The organism is Odoribacter sp. AF15-53 (assembly GCF_003479425.1).
Classification (GTDB): domain Bacteria; phylum Bacteroidota; class Bacteroidia; order Bacteroidales; family Marinifilaceae; genus Butyricimonas.
The window spans coordinates 398042-419754 of record NZ_QUHC01000003.1; the positions used below are offsets into that span (position 1 = coordinate 398042).

A 21713-nucleotide genomic window follows, 5' to 3' on the forward strand; every position below is an offset into this window, starting at 1 on the left:
TCGAAAATTCTAAAGATTATGAAATTATTCTCGATTTTTATGTTTGCTTTTATGTGTTATGCGACAGCAAACACGTATTCGCAAAAACAAATTGTGTCTTTGAATTTGCATCGTGCAGACGTGAATTCCTTATTCAAAGAAATTCGTAAACAGACAGGGTTACGTTTCGTTTACAATGAAGAACACGTGGCGAAATTGTCTCGTTTTGATATGAAGGTGGAGAAGTGTACGGTACAGGAGGTGCTGAACAAGGTATTTAAAAACACGTCTTTGCAATATTTTTTTGAAGATGACGTTATTTTTATCGTTCTTCAGAAGCCTACCGTGCAGGCTGATTCCGTGAAATCGGAGGTCGTGAAGGGTATTGTTGTGGACGAGAAAGGAACGGTCCTTCCGGGGGTAACCATTCAGATAAAAGGTACATCTCTGGGGGTATCAACGAATGTAAACGGGGCTTTCCAGATCACCGTGCTACAGGATACCGTCACTTTGGTATTTTCTTTTATCGGTATGGAGACAACAAGCGTGAAATTGCAAAAATTGAAGGCGGGGGAGGTGCGGAAGGAATTGAAGGTCGTGATGAAAGAGCAAGAAATAACTTTGGAGGATGTGGTGATAACGGGATACGCCAACGTGAAGAAAACGAGTTTTACCGGTAGTGCAACTTCTGTTACAAGAGAGGAGTTGAAGAAGGTTACTTCGGGTAATATTATTAGTGCCTTGCAAGTTTTTGATCCTTCTTTACGAATGATCAAGAATAATTTGATGGGGTCCGATCCGAATACCTTACCCGAGTTTTACGTGCGGGGACGTTCTGGAATAGAGAGCGTGAAGCAATTGGATAAAATCAATGCCACGACAGATGATATTTCACAATATGCTTTGACAAATAATCCGAATACGCCGATTTTTATTATGGATGGTTACGAGGTTTCCGTCGAGAAGGTGTACGACTTGGATTTGAACCGGGTGGAGAGCGTGACGATCCTGAAAGATGCGGCGGCAACGGCAGTGTACGGTAGCCGGGCTTCCAACGGGGTTGTCGTGATTGAAACGGTGGCGCCGTCACCCGGGCGGTTGCGGATGGCTTATTATTTTACGGGATCGGTAACGGCTCCAGATCTTTCAGATTATAATTTGATGAATGCACGGGAGAAATTGGAGGCCGAGCTGGCCGCCGGGTTATTGGATGCCGAGAGCCCAAACGGTACGAGTGGTACGAATGATTATTTTCAGCGTTTAAGCGATTACCGGAACAAATACCGGAATGTAGCTATGGGAATCGACACGTATTGGATGTCGCAGCCTTTGCAGACGCAATTTAATCACAAGCATAGTTTGTATATAGACGGTGGGGCTGAATCCGTGCGTTTCGGGTTGGGATTGAATTATAGCGGGCAGAATGGTGTGATGAAGGAATCCTATCGCCGGACTTATGGGGGAGACTTTAAGGTGGATTACCGGCTAAAAGGGTTTCAGTTGAATAATCAGGTAATATTCAGTATGATGAAGGCACAAAATTCACCCTACGGGAGTTTTTCCGATTACACGACAAGACAACCTTATTACACGCCCAAGGATATGGAAACCGGGGAATATTCCCCGACAATCGAAGGCGGTTGGGGATCGTCGGGAGCGAAACCAAATCCTTTATTTGAAGCGACATTAGGTAATTTCGACAAAAGTGATTATCGTGAATTTACGAATAATCTGACGATGAATGCGTACTTTACCCGGGGGCTTCAGCTTAAAGCCCAATTGGCATTAAAGTACAAGGAAAGTGGCACGGAAAAATTTTTAGATCCCAATTCTTCGAAATATGCTCTTCAAACAATATCTCCTTTTCAGAAGGGTGAGTTGACGAAAACTAGGCAGGAAGCGTTCAGTTGGAACACGAATGTGCTGTTGATATACAACAACACGATCGGAAACCATAATTTGAATCTTTCTTTAGGATTGAATATTACGGAGGACAGATCGACTTACGAGTTATCTTCGTTCCGGGGATTCCCGTCGGCCCAATTGCATGATCAAAAGTACGCCAAAGAAATTATCAATAATCCGTCCGTTTCGGACAGTCATTCCCGGTTGATAGGTACATTCCTTTTTGCGAATTATACTTGGAAAGATATTTATCTGATGGATGTTTCCATGCGTTTTGATGGTTCTTCACAGTTCGGATCTGATCAACGTTGGGCTACTTTCTGGTCTTACGGTGCAGGAATCAATTTGCACAAGTATGCCTTTCTAAAACCCATTACCTGGTTGAACACGGCTAAGATCAAAGGAAATTACGGGCAGACTGGTAAAGTGACTTTTCCACCTTATGCGGCGAATCATACCTACCAGTTGATGCTTGACAGTTGGCACCCGACGGGTATTGGCGGCAAGTTGTCCTATATGGGAAACAGTCATTTGAAGTGGGAGAAAACCAACACGTTGAATCTTGGTATTGAATTGAGTTTCTTTAGTCGTTTGAGCGTGAATTTCTCGTGGTATGACAAACGAACGGTGGATTTGATCACGGATGTGACAATTCCTTCTTCCACCGGGTTCACGGCCTATAAGGAAAACATGGGAGAGGTGTTGAATCGGGGATACGAATTTGATGTAAATTATGCCGTTTGCCGCAGTAAGGATTTTGATGTTAACCTGTTTGTTCGCGGGGCACATAACAAAAACGAGATATTGAAAATCTCGGATGCCTTAAAGGCATACAATGATGCGGTAGATGATTTTTTTAATACCTATCTGAACAAGCCTGAGGGTGGCTATTCCACACCGATCATGAAATACGAAGAGGGTGGATCCCTGACCTCGCTTTTCGGGATGAAATCATTGGGTATCGCACCGGCGAACGGGGAAGAATTATTCATGAACCGGGATGGAAGTGTCACTTACGAGTGGAATTCGGCCGAGCAAATAATTCTTGGAAACACGGAACCGGATTTACAGGGATCTTTTGGTTGTAACGTGCGTTGGAAAGGATTTACTCTTTACACATCTTTCCTTTTCGAATACGGTGGGGAGTCTTATAATCAGACGTTAGTGAACAACGTGGAAAACGTGAATTTGTGGCAACAAAACGCCGATCGTCGAGTGATGACCATGCGTTGGCAGAAACCCGGTGACGTGACAAAATTGAAATCTATCAAAGATCGTTACAAGGTGACGAATCCGACCTCTCGTTTCGTGCAGAAAAACAATAATATAACGTTTAATTCTTTATCCTTGGGTTATGATGTAAATCCCAATTGGGTTAAGAAAATAGGGCTAAATATGCTGAAGGCTCAGTTTAGTATGAATGACGTGGCAACGTTTTCTACGGTTAAGCAGGAGCGGGGTTTGAGTTATCCTTTTGCCAGAACTTTTAATTTTAGTTTAAGTGCAAGTTTTTAAACCAACAAATTATGAGAAAGATATTGAATAAGATAATCATGTTTGCGGTCTGTGCCGTGTTACTGTCTTGTAACGACTGGTTGGACGTGGATTCCAGTACAAACGTGAAAGGTGAAGAGTTATTTAGCAAACCCGACGGGTTCTACACGGCCGTGAATGGTGTCTATCGTTTGCTGGGAGATGTTTCGTTGTACGGGGAGAGCCTGACTTGGGGACTTGCCAGTGTTATCGGAAACAATTATGACGAGAGTAAATTGCCGGAGAAGTATGCAAATTTGTCTAATTACGCTTATGACAAGAATAACAATAAAGCGTTGATTGATCCGGTGTGGGAGTCCGGGTATTCCGTGATTGCGAATTGTAATTATATTATCGAAAATATCGAGGGACGCGATTCATCGTTCTTTCCATTGAAGCAAATAGAGAAAGATATGATCCTCGGGGAGATGCTCGGGGTTCGGGCCATGATGCATTTTGATTTGTTGCGGCTTTTTGCTCCGGCACCGGCAACACATCCTTCCGGGGCGTGGATGCCTTACGTGACGACTTATCCTTGTCATTCGACAAAACACTTGACGGTGGATGAGATGTTGGAGTGCATTATCCGAGATTTGGAACAGGCTAAAAAGTTGGTGGCCGCTCACGATACGTCAACGTTGGATAAATATTCTGCGAGTATGCAAACGGTGAATTTGCGTTTTTACGCAACTTCTACGTTAACAGCCGGAGGAAATTTCTTTGGCATGCGCGGGGTGAGAATGAACTATTGTGCGGTGTCGGGGATCCTTGCCCGTGCATACCAGTATCGAAACGCACCGGGTGATGGTGAGAAGGCTTACCGGAGTGCGTTGGATATGTATCATTTCAAGAAGGATCGTACTTGGTTCAAATGGACGGACTGGTATACGATGGAATACGGAAATAAGTATATCAAGATGTGGGATGATATTTTGTTTGCCGGATATAATGCTAAGTTGTATGATATCTGTGCCGCAACGAGAAATATGGGTAACTATTTTTGTTACAAAAATTACAAGGGAAGTAAAGATCTTTTCGGAGATGAATTGAGCGATTTTCGATATAAAAAATTTATTGCCGCGGATGGAAGTTCGACTCGTTGGGAAAAGAATCCGGATAAATCGGATGCAACGATAGAGAAGAATCAGGGACCGTTGGCACCCGTGATACGGATGAGCGAGGTGTACTACATTATGTGCGAGTACTTGGCTGGAACAGAGAATGAAGCGGATTTGAAACAGGCAAAGGTGTTTTTGAAAGAGTTGAAAACGGCTCGCGGGTCTACAACGGCTCTTGATAATTTGACCGCGAAGGATTTCCTCGAAGTGTTGTACAATGACATGACCCGGGAGTTTATGTCCGAGGGACAGACGTTCTTCTTGTACAAACGTTTGAACCGTCCGATTTACAACGGAGAACAACTGAAAGACATGAGTCGTCGGTGGGTACTACCGAGACCTTATAGTGAAGATGCTTATTCGAATCTTTAAAACTGATTGTTATGAAAAGAATATTCTTATATGTATTGAGTTATTGTTTCTTGCTGGCAGCTTGCGAGAAAGATGATATAAAGACGTACGTCGGGGGGGATTATATTCAGTTCGCCGAGTCGTACGTGGATTCAACTACGGTGTCGTTTGCTTATTACCCGGGCGAAAAGGTTTTGCAGGTGCCCGTGGTGATGAATATGTCCTCGTTTGCGTCGACGCTGGAGCGGGATTACAAAATTGTTGCGGATTCGAAGCTTTCGACGGCTAAGGAGGGTGTGCATTTTGATCTTCCGGAAAGAACCTTTTTCAAAAAGGGCACCATTGCCGACACGGCTTATATTACGCTTTATTTGACGGATGATATGCAGACAAATTCCTATCGTTTGGTGTTGCGGGTTGTAGAGAATGATAATTTTAAGGTAGGACAAGCGGAGAAAATTGTTAAAATCTTCTGGATGCATAACCAGCTGTCCAAACCAGCGTGGTGGGATGGAGTAGAGAAGGCGTATTTGGGTAAATATTCCCGGAAAAAATACGAACTTTTGATTCAGGAGGCCAAGGTTAGTGATTTGAGTAGTGCTTCCGACAGTGAGAAACGGGCTGCCGCTTTGGCATTGTATTATTACTTGCAAAGGAATCCCACGTGGGACACGGAAAATGAAATGCAAATGTCTGTACCTGTGAAAATATAATTAGAGAGAGTTATGAAAACAAAGATATTATTTTGCGTGATAGCATGCTTGATGTTGTTAGGAGCTTGCTACGAGGATAAGGGACATTATGATTATGATACCCCGAATGATGTTAAGGTTGATTGGGGTAGTGTATGGAATCCTACCGCTTACGTGGGGGAAGAGTTTCGTTTGCAGCCGGAGAAACTGACATGGACTCGACCGCAGGATTCAACGAATTTTAAATTCTGGTGGGAATTGACCAACAAGCTGGATGCCAATGGCAATGTGATCGTCTTGGGCACGGGGCGGGAATTGGTTTTTACCCCGACTGAAGCAGTACGTACGCTTGTGCAATTGTGTGCTCAGGACACGACGAACGGAATCATCACGCAATTGGGTTTTGCTTTTAACGTGAAATCTCCTTACGAGAAGGGCTGGATGATCCTGAGTGATGAAAACGGGCAGTCCGTGCTCTCTTATATCCGCCCGGAATATAAAAAGGAGAATGAGGAGGAGAAGCGGGTGTATGTCCCGTATCTGGATTTCTTCAAGGGACGGCAAACCTTGGGTACGGGGCCCGTGAAGCTGAGAACACTTTACAATTCCTCTTCTCTTTTGTTGGTTATTCAGGAGAGTGGGGCCGTCTGGTTGAATGGGAATTCTCTTGATAAGGAGGTATTCCTGAAAGATGAATTTGTCGGCAGTGGCGTGACGGGCTTGAAGGTGAAGGATTTCGCACAAAGAAATTATGCCGGGTTAGTGCTGGACGAGAGCGGAAAAATCTATACGCGGGTTACCTCGAACGGATCGAGTACTCCTTTCTATTCGACCGAATTTGTGAATTTCCCGTCGGAATACGAGGGTGAGGTTATAGAAATCGATCGGTTGTTACAAGTGGAATCCACTCAGTACACGGCCATGTATGACAAGAAGAAAAATCGTATATTATGGATTAATACCGATTTTTATAAACCCGGCCGGATTATGAAAACAGAAAAAATAGAGTTGGATGGATTTCTGGATTTGAACGATATGGGCGATGCCCGGTTGATTTATTGTGCCGGATATAAAGAGGTATATCCTAATGCGGATATGGTTCTATTGTATGAAAAGGACGGGAAGATTTATTTCCAAAAGTGGCGGGCTACTTACAACAATCGTGAAGATCCGTTATATACCACGATAAAAGATGGCTCGGTGATAGAATTTTCCGGGGCGCAGTATATCACGGAAAATACACTTTTCTATCAATTGCGTATTCGTGATTACTTGTTCTTTGCCGAGAGTGGGGCCATTTATTATTATGATTTAATGACGAAAAAGACAACTCTTTTTTATGACAACTTTCCGGCGGGAACCCGTATCATTGATTTCTCGTCTAATCCACAGGAATCGGAGTTGGGTGTGGTGGTGGAAACACCTTCTGGTTCCAAGTTTATGACCTTTGATATAACAACAACCGGGTTGATAGAACGGAACCCTCCTATTTGGGAGACGAATATTCCCGGCAGGGTATTGGATTTGGAATATAAATATATTTCAGAGACTGATTTTGCTAATAGATCCCGTTATGCAGATTAAGGGGAAGGGATAAACGGGAAATAATGTTAATGCGAGATGCGTCAGAAGTCCAAAACACTTTTGACGCATTTCTTTTTAGTTATTTTCTATGCCATGTTGCATTTCTATCTTTTGTAAATGAAAAAATAGCAATTCGATGTGTTGTGCGAGGTGTAATTTTGAAATTTTCTAATTCGTTCGTGATTTTCTTTGAATGTCGCTATATTTGTATTCATTTTAATATAATGCATGAATGTCAAATGCTGTATTTGTAGATGGGATATGTTTGTCGAATTCGAGAATATTTAAAGAGGTATATGAAGAGTACTTTACCGCTTTAAAGTATTTCGCTATGCGTTATGTGAAAGACGAGGAGGTTGCATGTGATTTGTTACAGGATGTATTTATTAAGCTGTGGGAGAAAGGAGATCGGTTTGAGGACGAGATGCAGTTGAAAACTTATCTGTACCGGGTTGTTCGAAATCATTGCTTGACTTTTATTCGGGATGCTCAACGAAAAGAGAAACGAATGGAGGGCTTTAAGGTGGAGGAGACGGAAGAATCGTTTGTTCAGCAAATGATAGAGGCGGAGGTGTACGCTTTGATAAATGATATTTTTGAAGAGCTTCCGGATGCCTGCAGGAATGTTTACATGAAAAGTCTGGAAGGGAAAAGTCATAAGGAGATAGCCGAGGAGTTGAATATCGCTATCACGACAATCAAGAAGCATAAGACGAATGCAAATAATTATCTGAGAGGGCGTTTGAAGAATCTGATGTGTTTTATGATGTACGTCGGATAATCTTATCTTTATTTTTTTGGAAAAAAAGTGCTTTTTGGAGTACTACCATTTTTACTTTTTGGAGTTCTTAATTAAAATCGAAATAAACGATCCTTTTTTGATCTCTTCAATTTGAAATTTTTATCTGTATTTTTTATTAGACAAAATTCCATTATCAATTCATTCTTAACTCATTAGTTATTTTCTACAAATCAATATTCTTAACCTTATTAATTGATCGTTTGTTGATATTAAGGATTGAGGAAAAATGAATCGTAGAGAGATTGAAAATTTGGTAGTTAAGGCTCTTTTTAAAGAGATTTCGGATGAAGAGCAGCATCGTTTGGACGAATGGCTGGGAGCATCCGAAAGTAATCGAGCTTTGTTTGAACGATTGCATTCTGAAAATTATTTGAAAGGAGCTATTGGCGATCATAACCGGAGATTACGGGAAGAGAGATGGCAAAGATTGAAGAAAGAGACTGTTCAAACGAAAGAACGAAGTCTTCGATCACTTTTGCCACGGGTGGCAGCCGTGTTAATTTTACCGTTGTTGGCGGGTGCAGTTATGTGGTATATGTCGAATGCCGGTAATCCGGGTTCGCAATTGGCCCAACGGGAGATTAAGGTTGGGGGATCAAAGGCGGTTGTCACGTTGTCAACGGGAGAGCGAGTTTCTCTTTTCGGTGATACAACCCTGTGCGTGAATGATGGATTGGCCACGTTGGTGAACACGAAAGATACATTGAATTTCATGAAGAATAACGATATTGTTGTTGCAGATAATAGTTTTAATGTTATTCAGATTCCTCGGGGTGGCGAGTATATCGTGCGTTTGGAAGATGGTACGACCGTGTACTTGAATTCAGAATCGGAGTTGCGTGTTCCCGTGCATTTCGGGAAAGGCGAACGGGTGGTTTGGTTTACCGGAGAGGCTTATTTTAGCGTGAAACACGAGGATAACCGGAAATTTATCGTGAGAACGGATAAAGCGGATATCGCCGTATTGGGTACGGAGTTTGGGGTGAGAGTGTACACGGAAGAGAAGGAGTTATTGACCACCTTAGTGAAAGGTTCCGTGGAAGTGAAAAGCGATAATGACGTGTATCGAATTGTTCCGGGCGAGCAGGCAAAAGTCGATCATGAGGGAAAGATTGTTGTGCGGGAAGTAAACGTGGATGAATTTGTTGCCTGGAAATCGGGACGTATCGTGTTCGTGAATGCCCGCTTGGAGGATATTATGAACGAATTGCAACGATGGTATGATTTTAATGTCTTTTATTCAACTCCAGAATTAAAAGATATACGTTTTACAATGGATATAATGAAGTATAAAGAGGTATCGGAAATTTTTGAATTGATGGAGAAGATTAAGAGAGTGTCATTTAGCGTGAACGGGAATACCGTGATACTAAAATAAAGAGAGCGGTACCGCAAATACCACTCTCCTATATGCCTGATAACAGACTAATGTAAAATCAAAGACAAAGTTATGGAAATAAATTAAAAGAAAAAAGGAAAAATTTAATCATTTCTGCCGCAAACAGAAAGACGAAAAAAGAAGAGAAAATAGATTAATGTAAAATCAAACAAATTACTTTATGAAAAAAGAACGCAAGTGTTTCCGGGTTTTGCCCCGGTGGCTATGCCATTTACTATTATCGGTGAAGATTGTACTGGTTACAGTATCGTTTTCATTCGCGCAACAAAACACGGATCGGGTGAATATTGACATGAAGAATGCTTCATTGTCGGAGGTGTTTGACGAGATTAAGCGTCAGACGAAACTGAGTATCATGTTTAGCAATGATGACGTGAAACATGTGCAACGGAAAGATTACGCGATAAAGAATGCAACGGTTGACGCTGCCTTTAAACAATGTTTGGAAGGTACCGGTTTGGAATACGAGTTGACTAGCAATCAGGTTGTGATTATCCGTAAGGCCCCGATAAAAGCGGAAAAGGTAGAACGTGTTACTCTGACCGGTGTGGTGAAAGATAAACAAGGGGAGACATTGCCGGGCGTTACCGTGATGATTAAAGGAACAACGTTGGGAGGGACTACGGATATTGATGGAAAGTATGCGTTGACGGTACCTTTTACTAAAGATATGATTCTTGTGTTTTCATTCGTGGGAATGGAACCCTTGGAAATAGCTTATAAAGGACAAAGTGAAATCAATGTGGCCTTGGCTCCTTCTGTAACAGAAATGGCTGAAGTGGTTGTAACCGGTATTTTTACCCGAAAGGCGGAAAGTTATACCGGAGCTGCCCGGACATTGAAAAAAGAAGATTTGGCACGGGTGGGTAATACAAACGTGTTGCAGTCTTTAAAGAATCTGGATCCTTCTTTTCAAGTAATCGAGAGTAATGCTTTTGGTTCTGACCCGAATAAAACTCCTGACATTCAAATGCGTGGAGCTTCCAGTTTTTCAGGGATGAAAGATAAATATCAAACAAATCCGAATCAACCTTTGTTTATCGTGGATGGTTTCGAACAGGCTATTGATAAAGTGATGGACATGGATATGAATCGAGTGGAATCTATTACTTTATTAAAAGATGCGACCGCAAAAGCATTGTACGGTTCTAAAGGTGCTAACGGTGTTGTGGTTATCGAGACCATTCGTCCGGAAGCCGGAAGTTTGAAAGTAAGTTACACGGGAAGTTTGGATATACAAGCTCCTGATTTAGGTAGTTATGATTTGTGTAATGCCCGTGAAAAATTGGAGGTTGAGTTGTTGGCCGGGCGATACACTTCTGTGAATAATAATCCGCTTGTTCAGCAACAAAAAGATGAGGCTTACGCGAAGATAAAGCAAGAAGTAGAACGTGGGGTGAATACTTATTGGTTGGATAAACCCTTGCGTACGGGTGTCGGTCATAAACATTCTTTGAATTTTGAAGGAGGAGATGAAGCTATTCGTTATGATATTTCAGTGAATTATAATGATGTGAAGGGTGTAATGAAAGGATCTGATCGGCAGAATTTTGGAGGTGGTTTTACTTTCTCTTATCGTTTCGGGAATTTATTATTCCGGGAGCAACTTACGTTGTCAATGAATAAAGCATCTAATTCACCTTATGGTTCTTTTGCGGATTATGCGAAACTGAATCCTTATTGGAGACCTTATAACGAGGATGGTTCTGTTAACGAGATTTTGGGGTATTATGATAACAATCAATCTACTCCTATTTATAATCCATTGATTAACGCTTCGTTGAACACGAATGATAACAGCAAATACACGGATATCACGAATAATTTCTATATCGAGTGGAATATTTTGAAAGATTTGAAAGCAACCGGACGTGTTGGAGTTACTCACCGTACGGATGAATCTGATATTTTTTATCCCCGTGATCATACGAAATTCAGAAATGTATCTATTAATGATGAGGATTATTTTAAAAGAGGCGAGTACACGAAATCTAACGGGAAAGTGTCTAACGTGAACACGGATATTTCTTTGAACTATTCTAAAATATGGCAAGAGAAGCATGTTTTGTATGCGAATGGTCAATGGAGTATGAGTCAGAATAAATCAGAATCGGTTGCTGTTAAGGCACAGGGATTTGCGAACAATAAGCTGGATTATATAACCCATGCTTTGCAGTACGAGGAAGGTGGAAAACCGACGGGAAGCGAATCATTATCCAGAGAAACAAGCGTTCTGGCATCTATCAACTATTCCTATGATTTACGTTATTTATTTGATGCAAACTACCGGGCGAATGCTTCTTCCTTGTTTGGGGCAGATCGGAGATGGGGACATTTCTGGTCGGTAGGAGCCGGTTGGAACGTGCATAACGAGGCGTTTATGAAAAATCAGGCTTGGTTACAGCAATTGAAACTTCGTGCTTCAACGGGTTATACCGGATCGCAGAATTTTAATTCATACCAGGCGATGTCTACTTATCGTTATTATGCAGAGGAGGTATATGATAATATTATCGGTGCTTACTTGATCGCGTTGGCAAATCCAGATTTGCAATGGCAGAAAACGCAGGACAATAATATTGGTGTAGACTTAAGCATTTTCAATAAGTTCGATATTTCTTTTGATTATTACGTGAAGAACACGAGTAATCTTTTGACTCCTGTAACATTGCCTCCTTCTGTCGGTTTCGATTCTTACGTGGAGAATTTGGGTAAATCTCAGAATAAAGGTTTTGAGGGACGTGTGAATTGGAGAGCCATTAGCGATGCTAACCGGGATTTGCATTTGAGTGTGTTTGCTTCTGTAATGCATAATACAAACAAAATCAAAGAAATTAATAAGGCTTTGTCAAGCATCAATGATACCAATGATGAGGATAAAGGTTTGAATTATAATCCGGATGATAAAGAAAAAACAACGAAACCTTCTGTTCGGTATATTGAAGGACAATCCATGAGTGCAATCTGGGCCGTACGGTCTTTGGGGATTGATCCGGCGACGGGAGATGAGATGTTCCTGACAAAAGACGGAAAGTTGACTTATAAGTGGAATGCCGCTGATCAGGTTGTTTGCGGTGATGAATTACCCAAATACACCGGAACGTTCGGTTTTAACATGGAGTGGAAAGGTTTTTCCGTAAATACTTCTTTCTATTATCGTTTGGGAGGACAGACTTATAATCAAACGTTGGTAGATAAGGTGGAAGATTCTGATATTGAATATAACGTGGACAGACGGGTTTACACGGGACGTTGGACGGCACCCGGTCAACATGCCAAGTATAAACGTTTGACGGATCCAGCTTATTTCACGCGGCCGACTTCACGTTTCGTGCAGGATTTGAATGAATTGCAGATGACATCATTGAATATCGGGTATGATTTCAGGGATTGGAAGTTCTTGCAAAAAGGAATTGTTGAGCGACTAAAGCTTTCTTTCTATATGAATGATGTATTCCGTGCTTCTACTGTAAAAATAGAACGAGGAACAGAGTATCCTTTTGCTCGTTCTTTCTCTTTCCAGTTGCAGGCAACTTTTTAATTACGTGAGGAAATAAAAGAAAAATGGGATTTATGAAACAGAGAATATTAAAATATAGATTTATCACGGGAATATGTTTGGCTTTATTTGCCATGACGTCTTGTGATAGTTGGCTGGATGTTAAGCCCAAAACAGAAGTGGAGGCCGAGGATTTGTTTAAAACGCAAGATGGTTTTAAAGAAGCATTGGCTGGGGTTTATACTTCAATGAATGCAACAGGCCTGTATGGGAGGGAGTTGACATTCGGTATGTTGGATGCTGTTGCTCAGCAATGGAATATTACAGCAGAGGATAATAGCCATACTTATTATGATGCTGTAAATTATGATTATGAATCCACTAGTATCCGTCCGAGAGTGGATACAATGTGGAGTAATATGTACAAGACGATCGCTTATGCTAACAATATTCTGAAATATGTTGATGAAAAGAACGTGTTTACCGGGGATAATCAGCAGATTATAAAAGGAGAGGCTCTGGCTATTCGTGCTTACGTTCATTTTGATCTGTTACGATTGTTCTGTAAAAATGGAATTAGTACATCGGATGAAGACGGGATTCCCTATATATCCGAGATTTCAAAATTGGTAACAAAGTCTGTATCTCCGAAACAGGTGATTGATAACGTGATTGTGGACTTGGAAGCGGCAGCGGAATGTTTGGCTAAAGATCCGATTTTGACGGGACGTGAGGTTTCAACTGATGATGATCACGGATACTTGTTAAATCGTCAATATCATTTGAATTATTATGCCGTTCAAGGTTTAATGGCCCGAGTATACATGTATGTTGGAAATACCACGGAAGCTCGGAAGAAAGCAATGTTAGTGATCAAGGCCCATGATGAACAAGAGAAGTTCCCGTGGGTAAAAAGCGATGACGTGACTGCGGACAAGGAGATGAGAGATCGTACTTTTGCTTCAGAGCATCTTTTCGCCTTGAATAACAAAAAGTTGATTGATAATATTAAAGGTTATTTTACCTCAACTGATAAACCTCTAATGGTGAGAATTCCTACTTCCGAATTATTCCCGGTTTCTGAATACAGATCGTATGCTTTTGATGATATTGCTAATTTGCCGATGAAATTAGCCCAGTATAATGGAAAATTCGTGGCCGGAGTTGGAACCGTGTATCCTAAACGGGATCGGATGCCGATGATTCGTTTGAGCGAAATGTATTATATCATGGCTGAATGTGATAAAGCAGAGCCGACAACCGCTGTAGGTTGGTTGAACACGGTGCTTGCTGCTCGCGGTTATGAAGCTAGTAATTTATTGAAGCCGTCGGAAGTAAACGTGGAAGACGAGATATTGAAAGAGTTCCAGAGAGAGTTCATTTGTGAAGGACAATTATTTTTCTATCACAAAAGAAAAGGAACTTCTTCTTTGAATAACAAAGAGGTAAAATACGTGTTCCCGAAACCGGAAACTGAGTTAGAGTTTGGTAAATAATTTAAAATGAGAATCATGAAAAGGAAATATATGATATTTGTTCTTTTGGGGGTATTGGGAGTATTCTCTGCCTGCCAGAAAGAAAATATTGCGGCCTATTCGGATGCAGAGCGTATCAATGTGGATTTGAGACAAATGAATTTGACGAAAGATACGATAGAGGTTTCTTTAGGTTTTTACGAAGGAGACGTTATGGATATTGACATGAAATTATATGTCATGGGGTACCCGAAAGATTACGACCGGGAGGTTGCTATAGAGGTGGTTAGCAGTAATAATGCCGAAGCGGGTAAAACGTACGAGTTACCGGAGAAAATTATTATGCCTGCAAATGATATCCGGTGTACGATTCCATTGAAGGTTTTGCGTGACCCGGATTTAATGAAGGCTGCCAAATCTTTCCGGATAAATCTGAAAAGTTCTGATGATTTTGAGGTGGGTCTGTATCCCACACTTTACATTAGTGTTACAGATGATGTTCCCACGGTATGGATTGGAGATGAGAATTGGATGAAGGACGGGTCATTCTACTTAAGTATTGAAGATTGCTTTGGGAAGTGTAGCCGGGTTAAATATAAATTTGTATATGAGGTACTTGGAATCTATGATTTTTCTGTTTGGAATGTATGGGGATTCATGTATGATAAAGCCAAATTTGTGCCTGCTAAGAAATTGTTGAAGAAAGAATTGGAGAAGTGGGAGGCCGTTAATGGCCCCATGATGGATGAAAATAATGAACGGGTGACATTTCCGGATTAATGATTAAAAGACGAAGATTATGAACAAAATGAGAAATATTGTTTGGTGTCTTGTGTTCTTAGTAACAGGACTATGGGGTTGTTATGATGACAAGGGTAATTATGATTATAAAGAGTTGCCCGGATTGGAAATTGATACAACCGGATTGAATATCTCGGGTGAGAAAATTGCTTATCAATTCCAGACTTTACTGGTGGATCCTAAAATTAATTATGCGGGTAATAAGGAGGATTTGAGTTATTCTTGGAGATTATACCCGACGAATCCGGTTTTGGATGCGGATAAAAATAGATTTGATACAATTAAACCTTTGGCAACAACTCCGGTGTTTAATGAGGTTATTTATAATGCTCCCGATTCTTATTATTTGACACTGACCGTGGAAGATAAAAGTGTGGATGTGAAATATTACTGGACGTGTAAAATTAAAGTAGAGTCCGAGTTGACCAGCGGATTATGTGTGTTGGACGAACGGGATGGAGAGTACGATTTGAATTTGATCAAGAGTGCTCGTCTGATTACGAACCTGAATCCAGAAGATGAAGGTGCTTTGTATAATATATTCTCGCAAGTGAATGACGGAGAAAAAATAGTAGATGGCCGTTGTTTAGGACTTTCCGGTAGTTCGGTGTTGAATGGAGTCTATGTTTTCGCTAAAAATTCAAATAGTTATAAGTTGAATTTTAACACGTTTGAAAGTATCACGGAGGGTTTTGGTGATTTATTTACCTTCTCTTTAGGTATAATTCCTGATCCGGCATGTTTTGCTCGAAGTACAAATGGTCCGACGGAATTATTTATCAATGATGGTCTGCTTTATTACGTGGATCACATGGCTATGGGAGGGGCGAAAACTTTTGGTGAGGTTACAGGACCCGTTTATGATGCTGCTCCGTTTATTGCAGAAGTAAATACAAGTACTTATACTTCTGTTATTTTTGATAAGTCTCAACACCGTTTCTTGGGAGCCGCTCGGAGTTCCGTGAAAGAATTCTTGAATCTGCCTTCGGATGCAGTGTGGAACATAAATAAGGTTAATAAAGAGTTGGTTTACTTGGGGAGCGGGATGGATAACGAAACTTATGCTGTGTTCAATGACGAGGGAACTTCCAATTATTATTTGTACGTGGCGAATTTCACGGAGGCTTCTTCGGATGAGAATCCGACACCGGCCAAAGCTGTCGCTATTTATAACATGAATAATTGTCCCGGGGTGACGAATAGCACGTTATTTACTTTCGGAAATTTGGGAAAAGTATGTTATTATGCGGCTGGCGATAAATTGTATCAATACAATTACACGGAGTCTGCCAATAAGGCTAATCCAATTGCAGATTTTCCGGCAGCAGGAGAAACAATTACTTATTTGAAAGTCTTTAAACAAAATAATCATGTTCAAAATGGTAAGACTCTTATCGTTGGAACGTGGAATGGTACGGAGGGGAAAGTCTATTTGGTAAACTTTAACGAGGTAAGTGGAACACTTGATCTGAGTAGTATACAATCTTTTGGTCAGTTCGGAAAAATTGTCGACGTGTTATTTAAGTAATATAGGATTAGATTCATGGAGAGTTGATTCTCTCCATGAATATTAATAAGATGAATGGAAATGAGAAAAATCAGAAACATCAAGGTATGGTTTGGTATTGTTAGCTTATTGCTAATATTTGCGTTACCCGTGAATGCGCAGAAGTCTAAATCGATTTTTAAAAATTTGACCTGGGAGCAAGCCGCGGAACAGGCCGAAAAAGAGGGCAAAATTGTGTTGGTCGATGCCATGAGACCGGGGAGAACACCAGAGGATCAGAAGAAACAAGATCAGGCTGAACAAAAGCTATTTGCTAACCCTGGTATTATGGATTTTTGTAATCAACATGTTATTGCTATTCATATTAATATGAACACCGAGGCAGGGAAGGCTTTTGCTCCGAAATTGATGATGAATATGTATCCGACATACGGTTTCTTTATGCCTAATGGCGATATCCTGGGTGTTATTAGTCCTTATTTGTTAGCTCAGAAACCGGAATTGTTCTTGCCGGCAGGCGAGAAGGCTGTGAAAGCGGCAGAGGAGAAAAGAAGTAATAACCGTTCTATTCAGTTTGAGGAAATTGGATTGAAGGAGGCTATGGAGAAAGCCAAGAAAGAAAATCGTTTGATTTTTATTGATGCTTACACGGATTATTGTCAACCTTGTATGTTGATGGTGAAAAATGTATTCTCGTTGAATAAGGTTGCTGATTTCTATAACCAGAATTTTATTAATTTGAAGATACATTTTGGAAAGGAAAAAGAATTAGCGGAGAAGTATGGAACCAGTGGTTATCCGGCCTTTCTGTTTATTAACGGTGACGGTAAGGTCGTGTATTCGGCCGGAGGATATACCGAAGGGGATGAATTTATCGGTTATGGAGAGATGGCTTTGAAAAAAGCAAAGGGGATCGAATTTATCGAAGGTGATTGGCAACAGGCTTTAAAGCAAGCTCAACAAGAGAATAAGTTGATCTTTATGGATTGTTATACTTCTTGGTGTGGTCCTTGCAAACAATTGGCAAAAACAGTATTTACCGATCCGGATGTGGCGAATTTCTTCAACGAGCATTTCGTGAATCTGAAAATGGATATGGAGAAAGGGGAAGGTAAGGAATTGAAAAATCGTTTTAACGTGAAAGCTTACCCCACATTGAATTTTATAAATGGGAAAGGAGAAGTTGTGCATTGTTTGGTTGGCGCTCCGGGAATGAAAGAATTGATGGAACAAGCTCAGATTGCTTTGGAAGGGAAAGGCTTGGCGTATACTCAAGCAGAGTATCAAAATGGTAACCGGGAACCGGAATTAATACAAGCTTATTTGGTTTTCTTGGGGAATGCCGATTTAAGAGATGAAGCTGAAAAAGTTAGTCTGGAGTATTTTGCTACATTGGATAAAAATAACCTGAAAGAAAAAAAATACTGGGATATGTTTGTCAAGTATGTGAATGATGTCGATTCAGATATATTCCAATACGTGTATGAACATCGGGATGAATTCTATTCTATTTACGGGGAAAGAGATGTAAAACGTAAAATTCAAGGAGTGTGGTCTCTGGGTGCAAATGAATTTGTAAATAAGGTCGGGGATCAGATGGAATTGGATAAAAAGGGCTTTAAACGTTACGTGAAGAGAATGGAAAAAGCCAAAGTTGAGGGGAGAGAGGATATTGTGATTAACGCGGAAATGACTAATGCCGAAAAAATAGGGGATTGGAAAACTTATATAGAAATAGGTACGGAGCGTCTTAAAAAAGGTGGTGTTTCTGATCTGTTGCTTTATAATTGGGGTTTGCGAGTAAATAAGCAGTGTAAGGATAAGGTATTGAGATTATTGGCTGCTAAATGGTTTGATGATGCTGCGGCTGAAGCGGCTAAAAAAGAAACAGAGGGGAAGAGGAATATGATGTCGTATAAAACTTACTTTGAGAGAATCGCAAAAGATTTGAAAGCGGATGCTCAGTAAATTGAAAATAATGGATTTGAATGAATTAAAATAATATTTATGAGAAAGATGTTAAGATTATTGTTTGTAGTTTGTATGTTGATTAGTACAAGTACAGTTTTTGCTCAAAAAACCATAACGATCAAGGGAAAAGTAAAATTCCCGTATGATCGTTTCAACATGGAGATCGTGGAGCGTCAAGGATTTGACAAGATTATCCTTGATTCATGCAAGGTAAAACCGGACGGGACGTACGAGTTTAAGATGAAAGTAGACAAACCGGGTGTTTACACGTTGGATTGTCAAAAATGGCAGTCCGTGTCTTTCTGGGCGGAAGATGAGGATCTGGAAATTAATTTCCGGGGAGAGGATACGGCCAAGATTAAAATAAAGAATCCTCCTTACGTTTATATCAATGGTGGGCCGAAAAATGAGGTGATGAACCTGATGAATTGGGATGGCTACCGGGGATATCAATTGATGATCGGAATTTCTCAAGGTGTGTATCGTATTCCGGGAATTGATGATCAGGCAAAACAAGAGGTGTCCGGGAAGTTTTACACGATGTTAGGTGATGAGTCAAGAGCAAGAATGAGATTTCTGGCCGAGCATTATGCTGATCGGAGTAGCGTGTTAGCCGTGTTGCCCATGTTGCGGGGAGAGGAAGATGCCGAATTGGTGGAACAAGTAATCGCCCGTTTGGAGAAAATCAATCCGAATTATGCGCCTTTGTTGAAATACAAAAAAGACATGGCCGAGGCTAAGGCTCAAAAAGAGCGTTTGGCAGAAGGTAAGGTTGCTCCCGAGTTTTCATTCCCGACACCTGACGGGAAAAAGAATCTAGGACCTCAGGATTTCAAGGGGAAGATTTTGGTGTTGGATTTCTGGGCTTCTTGGTGTGGACCGTGTCGGGCGGAGATTCCTCACTTGAAAGAGGCTTACAAAGAATACAGTGATAAGGGCGTGGCTTTCTTTAGTGTTTCTATCGACAAGGACAATGCCGCTTGGAAAAAGGCCATGAAGGAAGAGAATATGGCTTGGCCGCAAGTATGCGCCCCGAAAGCCGGAAAAGACGTGATGAAACAATATCAGTTCTCCGGTATTCCTTATATTCTGGTGATCGACAAAGAAGGTCGTATCGTTGCCAAGAATTTAAGAGGTAAAGCTTTGACCGACAAGTTGGCCGAATTAGTTAGCGGGAAAAAGAAAAGCGTGGCTATGCCTGCCATGGGAATGTAAGCATATCAAAGAGATAGGGGGATGTCGTGTAAGGTTGGGAGTAAATGCTTCTTCTTATCACACAGTTCTTTGCATGCATCTCCCTACTTCTTTTGAAATAGATTTAAAAATGTAAGATATGAGATTATTGCTTTGTTTTGTATTGATGTGCTGTATGTCGGGATTGGCTTCCGCGCAGATGACCGCGGCAAAAAAGATTCCACCAGCCGTTGAAAAGAAAGTTGTGTTGAACGCTAACGCGCAGAAAGTGTGGGATTATCTTTCCGAACCGGGAAATTACAAGAAGTTTTCGGGCGTGCAAGAATTCACTTGCGAGGAAAAAGCGTTGAATGCTAAAATTGAATTGACAACGAAGGCTGGTAAAAAAAGAAGTCAATATATCAGCGTGATTGACTATGATAACTTCAAAATTTGTTACTTTGTAACGAAATCCGATTATGCCGGGGATAAACAATGGGTTTATGCTTTTGAAGTTAAATCGAAGGGGAGCAAAAAATGCGAGGTAACCTTGTCTATTTATTTCGGATTTGATGAACTCTCGCCCGAATTCAAGGAAGGTATCACCAAAGAATTTGATGATATTGTTGCAGGCTTGAAGAAAAAGTTCTAGTAAGAATGGATGTTTGATCTAATATTGTATGTAATGAAGAAAATGTGTTTATTGGTCATGTTATTGGCCGGAATTATTTTAGGTTCTCAAGCTCAGGAAAAAGGTATTCGTTTCGAGCAGACGAAAGAGTGGAAGAAAGTATTGAAGAAAGCGAAAAAGGAGAAGAAGTTGATATTTATTGACTGTTACACTTCTTGGTGTGGCCCATGCAAGATGCTTTCATCACAAGTTTTCACTCTTGAAAACGTGGGAAATCAGTTTAACGCGGATTTCGTGAACGTGAAGTATGATATGGAGAAAGATGCGGATGGCGTGAAGTTGAAAGATGCCTTTGAAATAAAAGCATTCCCGACCTTGGTTTTTGTTGATCCGAAAACGGAACAAGTGGTACACAAGATGGTGGGAGCCGGTTCTGCCGAATGGTTGATGGAAGGCGGAAAGATTGCTAAAGATCCCCAGAATAACCTGAGCGGGTTGACAAAACGCTATGATGCCGGGGAACGTAATGTTGATTTGTTAAGTCGTTACCTGAATGCTTTGGCTTCTGCTTACATGCAAGAGAAACAGGGTGCCGTGGCGGCCGAATATCTGAATGCGTTATCGGATGATGAAATCGTCACGAAAGATAATTGGGATCTGATCAAAAAGAACGTAAACGATCCGTTGTCAAAACCGATGCGTCAAGTTTTAGCTAATGTTGAACGTTTCTATGAAGTGGCTGGTAAAGAAGTCGTGGACTATAAAATAGAAATGACAATCAGGGGAGCCGTGGTGGGAATCTCGCTTTGGCGTCCGGAGCGTGGAGAGTTTGACGAGGCTAGAAATGCCGAGTTGATTAAACTTCTCCAATCTTTGGATTATGCTTTTGTTCCAGGAGCTTTGGCAACCCTGTACACGGCTGAATATGTTCGGAAAGGGGATTATAAAGGTATGTTGAACAGCATGCGAGAGGCATTTAAATATAACGTGTTCAGAAACGGGGGAGAACAAATGTATTTCCAGAATAATATTGAAGCGTTGACGGGATGTGATGATAAAGCTTTGGTGCAGGAAGGAATTGATTGGATTGATGCAAGATGTGCACAGACAAAAGATTATTTCGCAAAAGCCAACTTGATGAATTCAAAGGCTCGCCTATTGACGAAAAATGGCGATACGCTGGGTGCAGACAAAGCCAAGATGGAAGAAGAAAAATATAATAAGGAGGGGGAGAAGAGAAGTGGAGGTAAAGCAGTTAGAGCGATTCGTATGAATTGATAATGGTTTTTTTGT

At 41.0% G+C, this 21713-nt stretch carries 14 protein-coding genes; all 14 read left to right on the plus strand.

Going from position 1 to position 21713, the window contains the following annotated elements; genetic code table 11:
• Positions 1 to 18 precede the first annotated feature (18 nt).
• The 14 genes from DWW52_RS09690 to DWW52_RS09755 all read left to right on the plus strand — a co-directional run bounded on the left by DWW52_RS09690 (position 19) and on the right by DWW52_RS09755 (position 21698).
• The gene (locus DWW52_RS09690; protein WP_118715354.1) at positions 19 to 3399 is read left to right on the plus strand and encodes a SusC/RagA family TonB-linked outer membrane protein; all 3381 of its coding nucleotides are present in this window, start codon (positions 19 to 21) and stop codon (positions 3397 to 3399) included.
• 11 nt (positions 3400 to 3410) lie between these two features.
• Positions 3411 to 4907, plus strand: a complete 1497-nt coding sequence (locus DWW52_RS09695) for a RagB/SusD family nutrient uptake outer membrane protein (protein ID WP_118715297.1) — start codon at positions 3411 to 3413, stop codon at positions 4905 to 4907.
• An 11-nt stretch (positions 4908 to 4918) separates the two neighbouring features.
• The gene (locus DWW52_RS09700) at positions 4919 to 5599 is read left to right on the plus strand and encodes a DUF4843 domain-containing protein (protein ID WP_118715298.1); all 681 of its coding nucleotides are present in this window, start codon (positions 4919 to 4921) and stop codon (positions 5597 to 5599) included.
• A gap of 12 nt (positions 5600 to 5611) precedes the next feature.
• Complete coding sequence (locus DWW52_RS09705) at positions 5612 to 7162, plus strand: PKD-like family lipoprotein (RefSeq protein ID WP_118715299.1); 1551 nt, start codon at positions 5612 to 5614, stop codon at positions 7160 to 7162.
• A 232-nt stretch (positions 7163 to 7394) separates the two neighbouring features.
• The gene (locus tag DWW52_RS09710) at positions 7395 to 7943 is read left to right on the plus strand and encodes an RNA polymerase sigma-70 factor (protein WP_199691979.1); all 549 of its coding nucleotides are present in this window, start codon (positions 7395 to 7397) and stop codon (positions 7941 to 7943) included.
• Between the two features lie 247 nt (positions 7944 to 8190).
• Entirely contained in the window at positions 8191 to 9342 is a 1152-nt protein-coding gene (locus tag DWW52_RS09715) for a FecR family protein (protein WP_118715300.1), read from the plus strand.
• Positions 9343 to 9523: 181 nt separating this feature from the next.
• Positions 9524 to 12904 carry a SusC/RagA family TonB-linked outer membrane protein gene (locus DWW52_RS09720; RefSeq protein WP_118715301.1) on the plus strand — a complete coding sequence of 1127 codons (3381 nt, stop codon included), beginning with the start codon at positions 9524 to 9526 and terminating at the stop codon, positions 12902 to 12904.
• Positions 12905 to 12936: 32 nt separating this feature from the next.
• Entirely contained in the window at positions 12937 to 14358 is a 1422-nt protein-coding gene (locus DWW52_RS09725; RefSeq protein WP_158582547.1) for a RagB/SusD family nutrient uptake outer membrane protein, read from the plus strand.
• Between the two features lie 15 nt (positions 14359 to 14373).
• Positions 14374 to 15117: a DUF4843 domain-containing protein gene (locus DWW52_RS09730; protein WP_158582548.1), complete on the plus strand. Its 744-nt coding sequence runs from the start codon at positions 14374 to 14376 to the stop codon at positions 15115 to 15117.
• Positions 15118 to 15136: 19 nt separating this feature from the next.
• Positions 15137 to 16666 carry a PKD-like family lipoprotein gene (locus DWW52_RS09735; protein WP_118715304.1) on the plus strand — a complete coding sequence of 510 codons (1530 nt, stop codon included), beginning with the start codon at positions 15137 to 15139 and terminating at the stop codon, positions 16664 to 16666.
• Positions 16667 to 16726: 60 nt separating this feature from the next.
• Positions 16727 to 18613, plus strand: a complete 1887-nt coding sequence (locus DWW52_RS09740; protein WP_158582549.1) for a thioredoxin fold domain-containing protein — start codon at positions 16727 to 16729, stop codon at positions 18611 to 18613.
• A gap of 39 nt (positions 18614 to 18652) precedes the next feature.
• A complete protein-coding gene (locus DWW52_RS09745) occupies positions 18653 to 19831 on the plus strand; it encodes a TlpA disulfide reductase family protein (protein WP_118715306.1) in 1179 nt (392 codons plus the stop codon).
• A 118-nt stretch (positions 19832 to 19949) separates the two neighbouring features.
• A complete protein-coding gene (locus tag DWW52_RS09750; RefSeq protein ID WP_118715307.1) occupies positions 19950 to 20441 on the plus strand; it encodes an SRPBCC family protein in 492 nt (163 codons plus the stop codon).
• Between the two features lie 33 nt (positions 20442 to 20474).
• Positions 20475 to 21698 (plus strand): thioredoxin domain-containing protein, encoded by a 1224-nt coding sequence (locus tag DWW52_RS09755; RefSeq protein ID WP_118715356.1) that lies wholly within the window; start codon positions 20475 to 20477, stop codon positions 21696 to 21698.
• Positions 21699 to 21713 lie beyond the last annotated feature (15 nt).

Bases quoted from the DNA above. Each gene is read 5' to 3' on its own strand.
- DWW52_RS09690 (WP_118715354.1), top strand. From the start codon at position 19: ATGAAATTATTCTCGATTTTTATGTTTGCTTTTATGTGTTATGCGACA.
- DWW52_RS09695 (WP_118715297.1), top strand. From the start codon at position 3,411: ATGAGAAAGATATTGAATAAGATAATCATGTTTGCGGTCTGTGCCGTG.
- DWW52_RS09700 (WP_118715298.1), top strand. From the start codon at position 4,919: ATGAAAAGAATATTCTTATATGTATTGAGTTATTGTTTCTTGCTGGCA.
- DWW52_RS09705 (WP_118715299.1), top strand. From the start codon at position 5,612: ATGAAAACAAAGATATTATTTTGCGTGATAGCATGCTTGATGTTGTTA.
- DWW52_RS09710 (WP_199691979.1), top strand. From the start codon at position 7,395: ATGTCAAATGCTGTATTTGTAGATGGGATATGTTTGTCGAATTCGAGA.
- DWW52_RS09715 (WP_118715300.1), top strand. From the start codon at position 8,191: ATGAATCGTAGAGAGATTGAAAATTTGGTAGTTAAGGCTCTTTTTAAA.
- DWW52_RS09720 (WP_118715301.1), top strand. From the start codon at position 9,524: ATGAAAAAAGAACGCAAGTGTTTCCGGGTTTTGCCCCGGTGGCTATGC.
- DWW52_RS09725 (WP_158582547.1), top strand. From the start codon at position 12,937: ATGAAACAGAGAATATTAAAATATAGATTTATCACGGGAATATGTTTG.
- DWW52_RS09730 (WP_158582548.1), top strand. From the start codon at position 14,374: ATGAAAAGGAAATATATGATATTTGTTCTTTTGGGGGTATTGGGAGTA.
- DWW52_RS09735 (WP_118715304.1), top strand. From the start codon at position 15,137: ATGAACAAAATGAGAAATATTGTTTGGTGTCTTGTGTTCTTAGTAACA.
- DWW52_RS09740 (WP_158582549.1), top strand. From the start codon at position 16,727: ATGAGAAAAATCAGAAACATCAAGGTATGGTTTGGTATTGTTAGCTTA.
- DWW52_RS09745 (WP_118715306.1), top strand. From the start codon at position 18,653: ATGAGAAAGATGTTAAGATTATTGTTTGTAGTTTGTATGTTGATTAGT.
- DWW52_RS09750 (WP_118715307.1), top strand. From the start codon at position 19,950: ATGAGATTATTGCTTTGTTTTGTATTGATGTGCTGTATGTCGGGATTG.
- DWW52_RS09755 (WP_118715356.1), top strand. From the start codon at position 20,475: ATGAAGAAAATGTGTTTATTGGTCATGTTATTGGCCGGAATTATTTTA.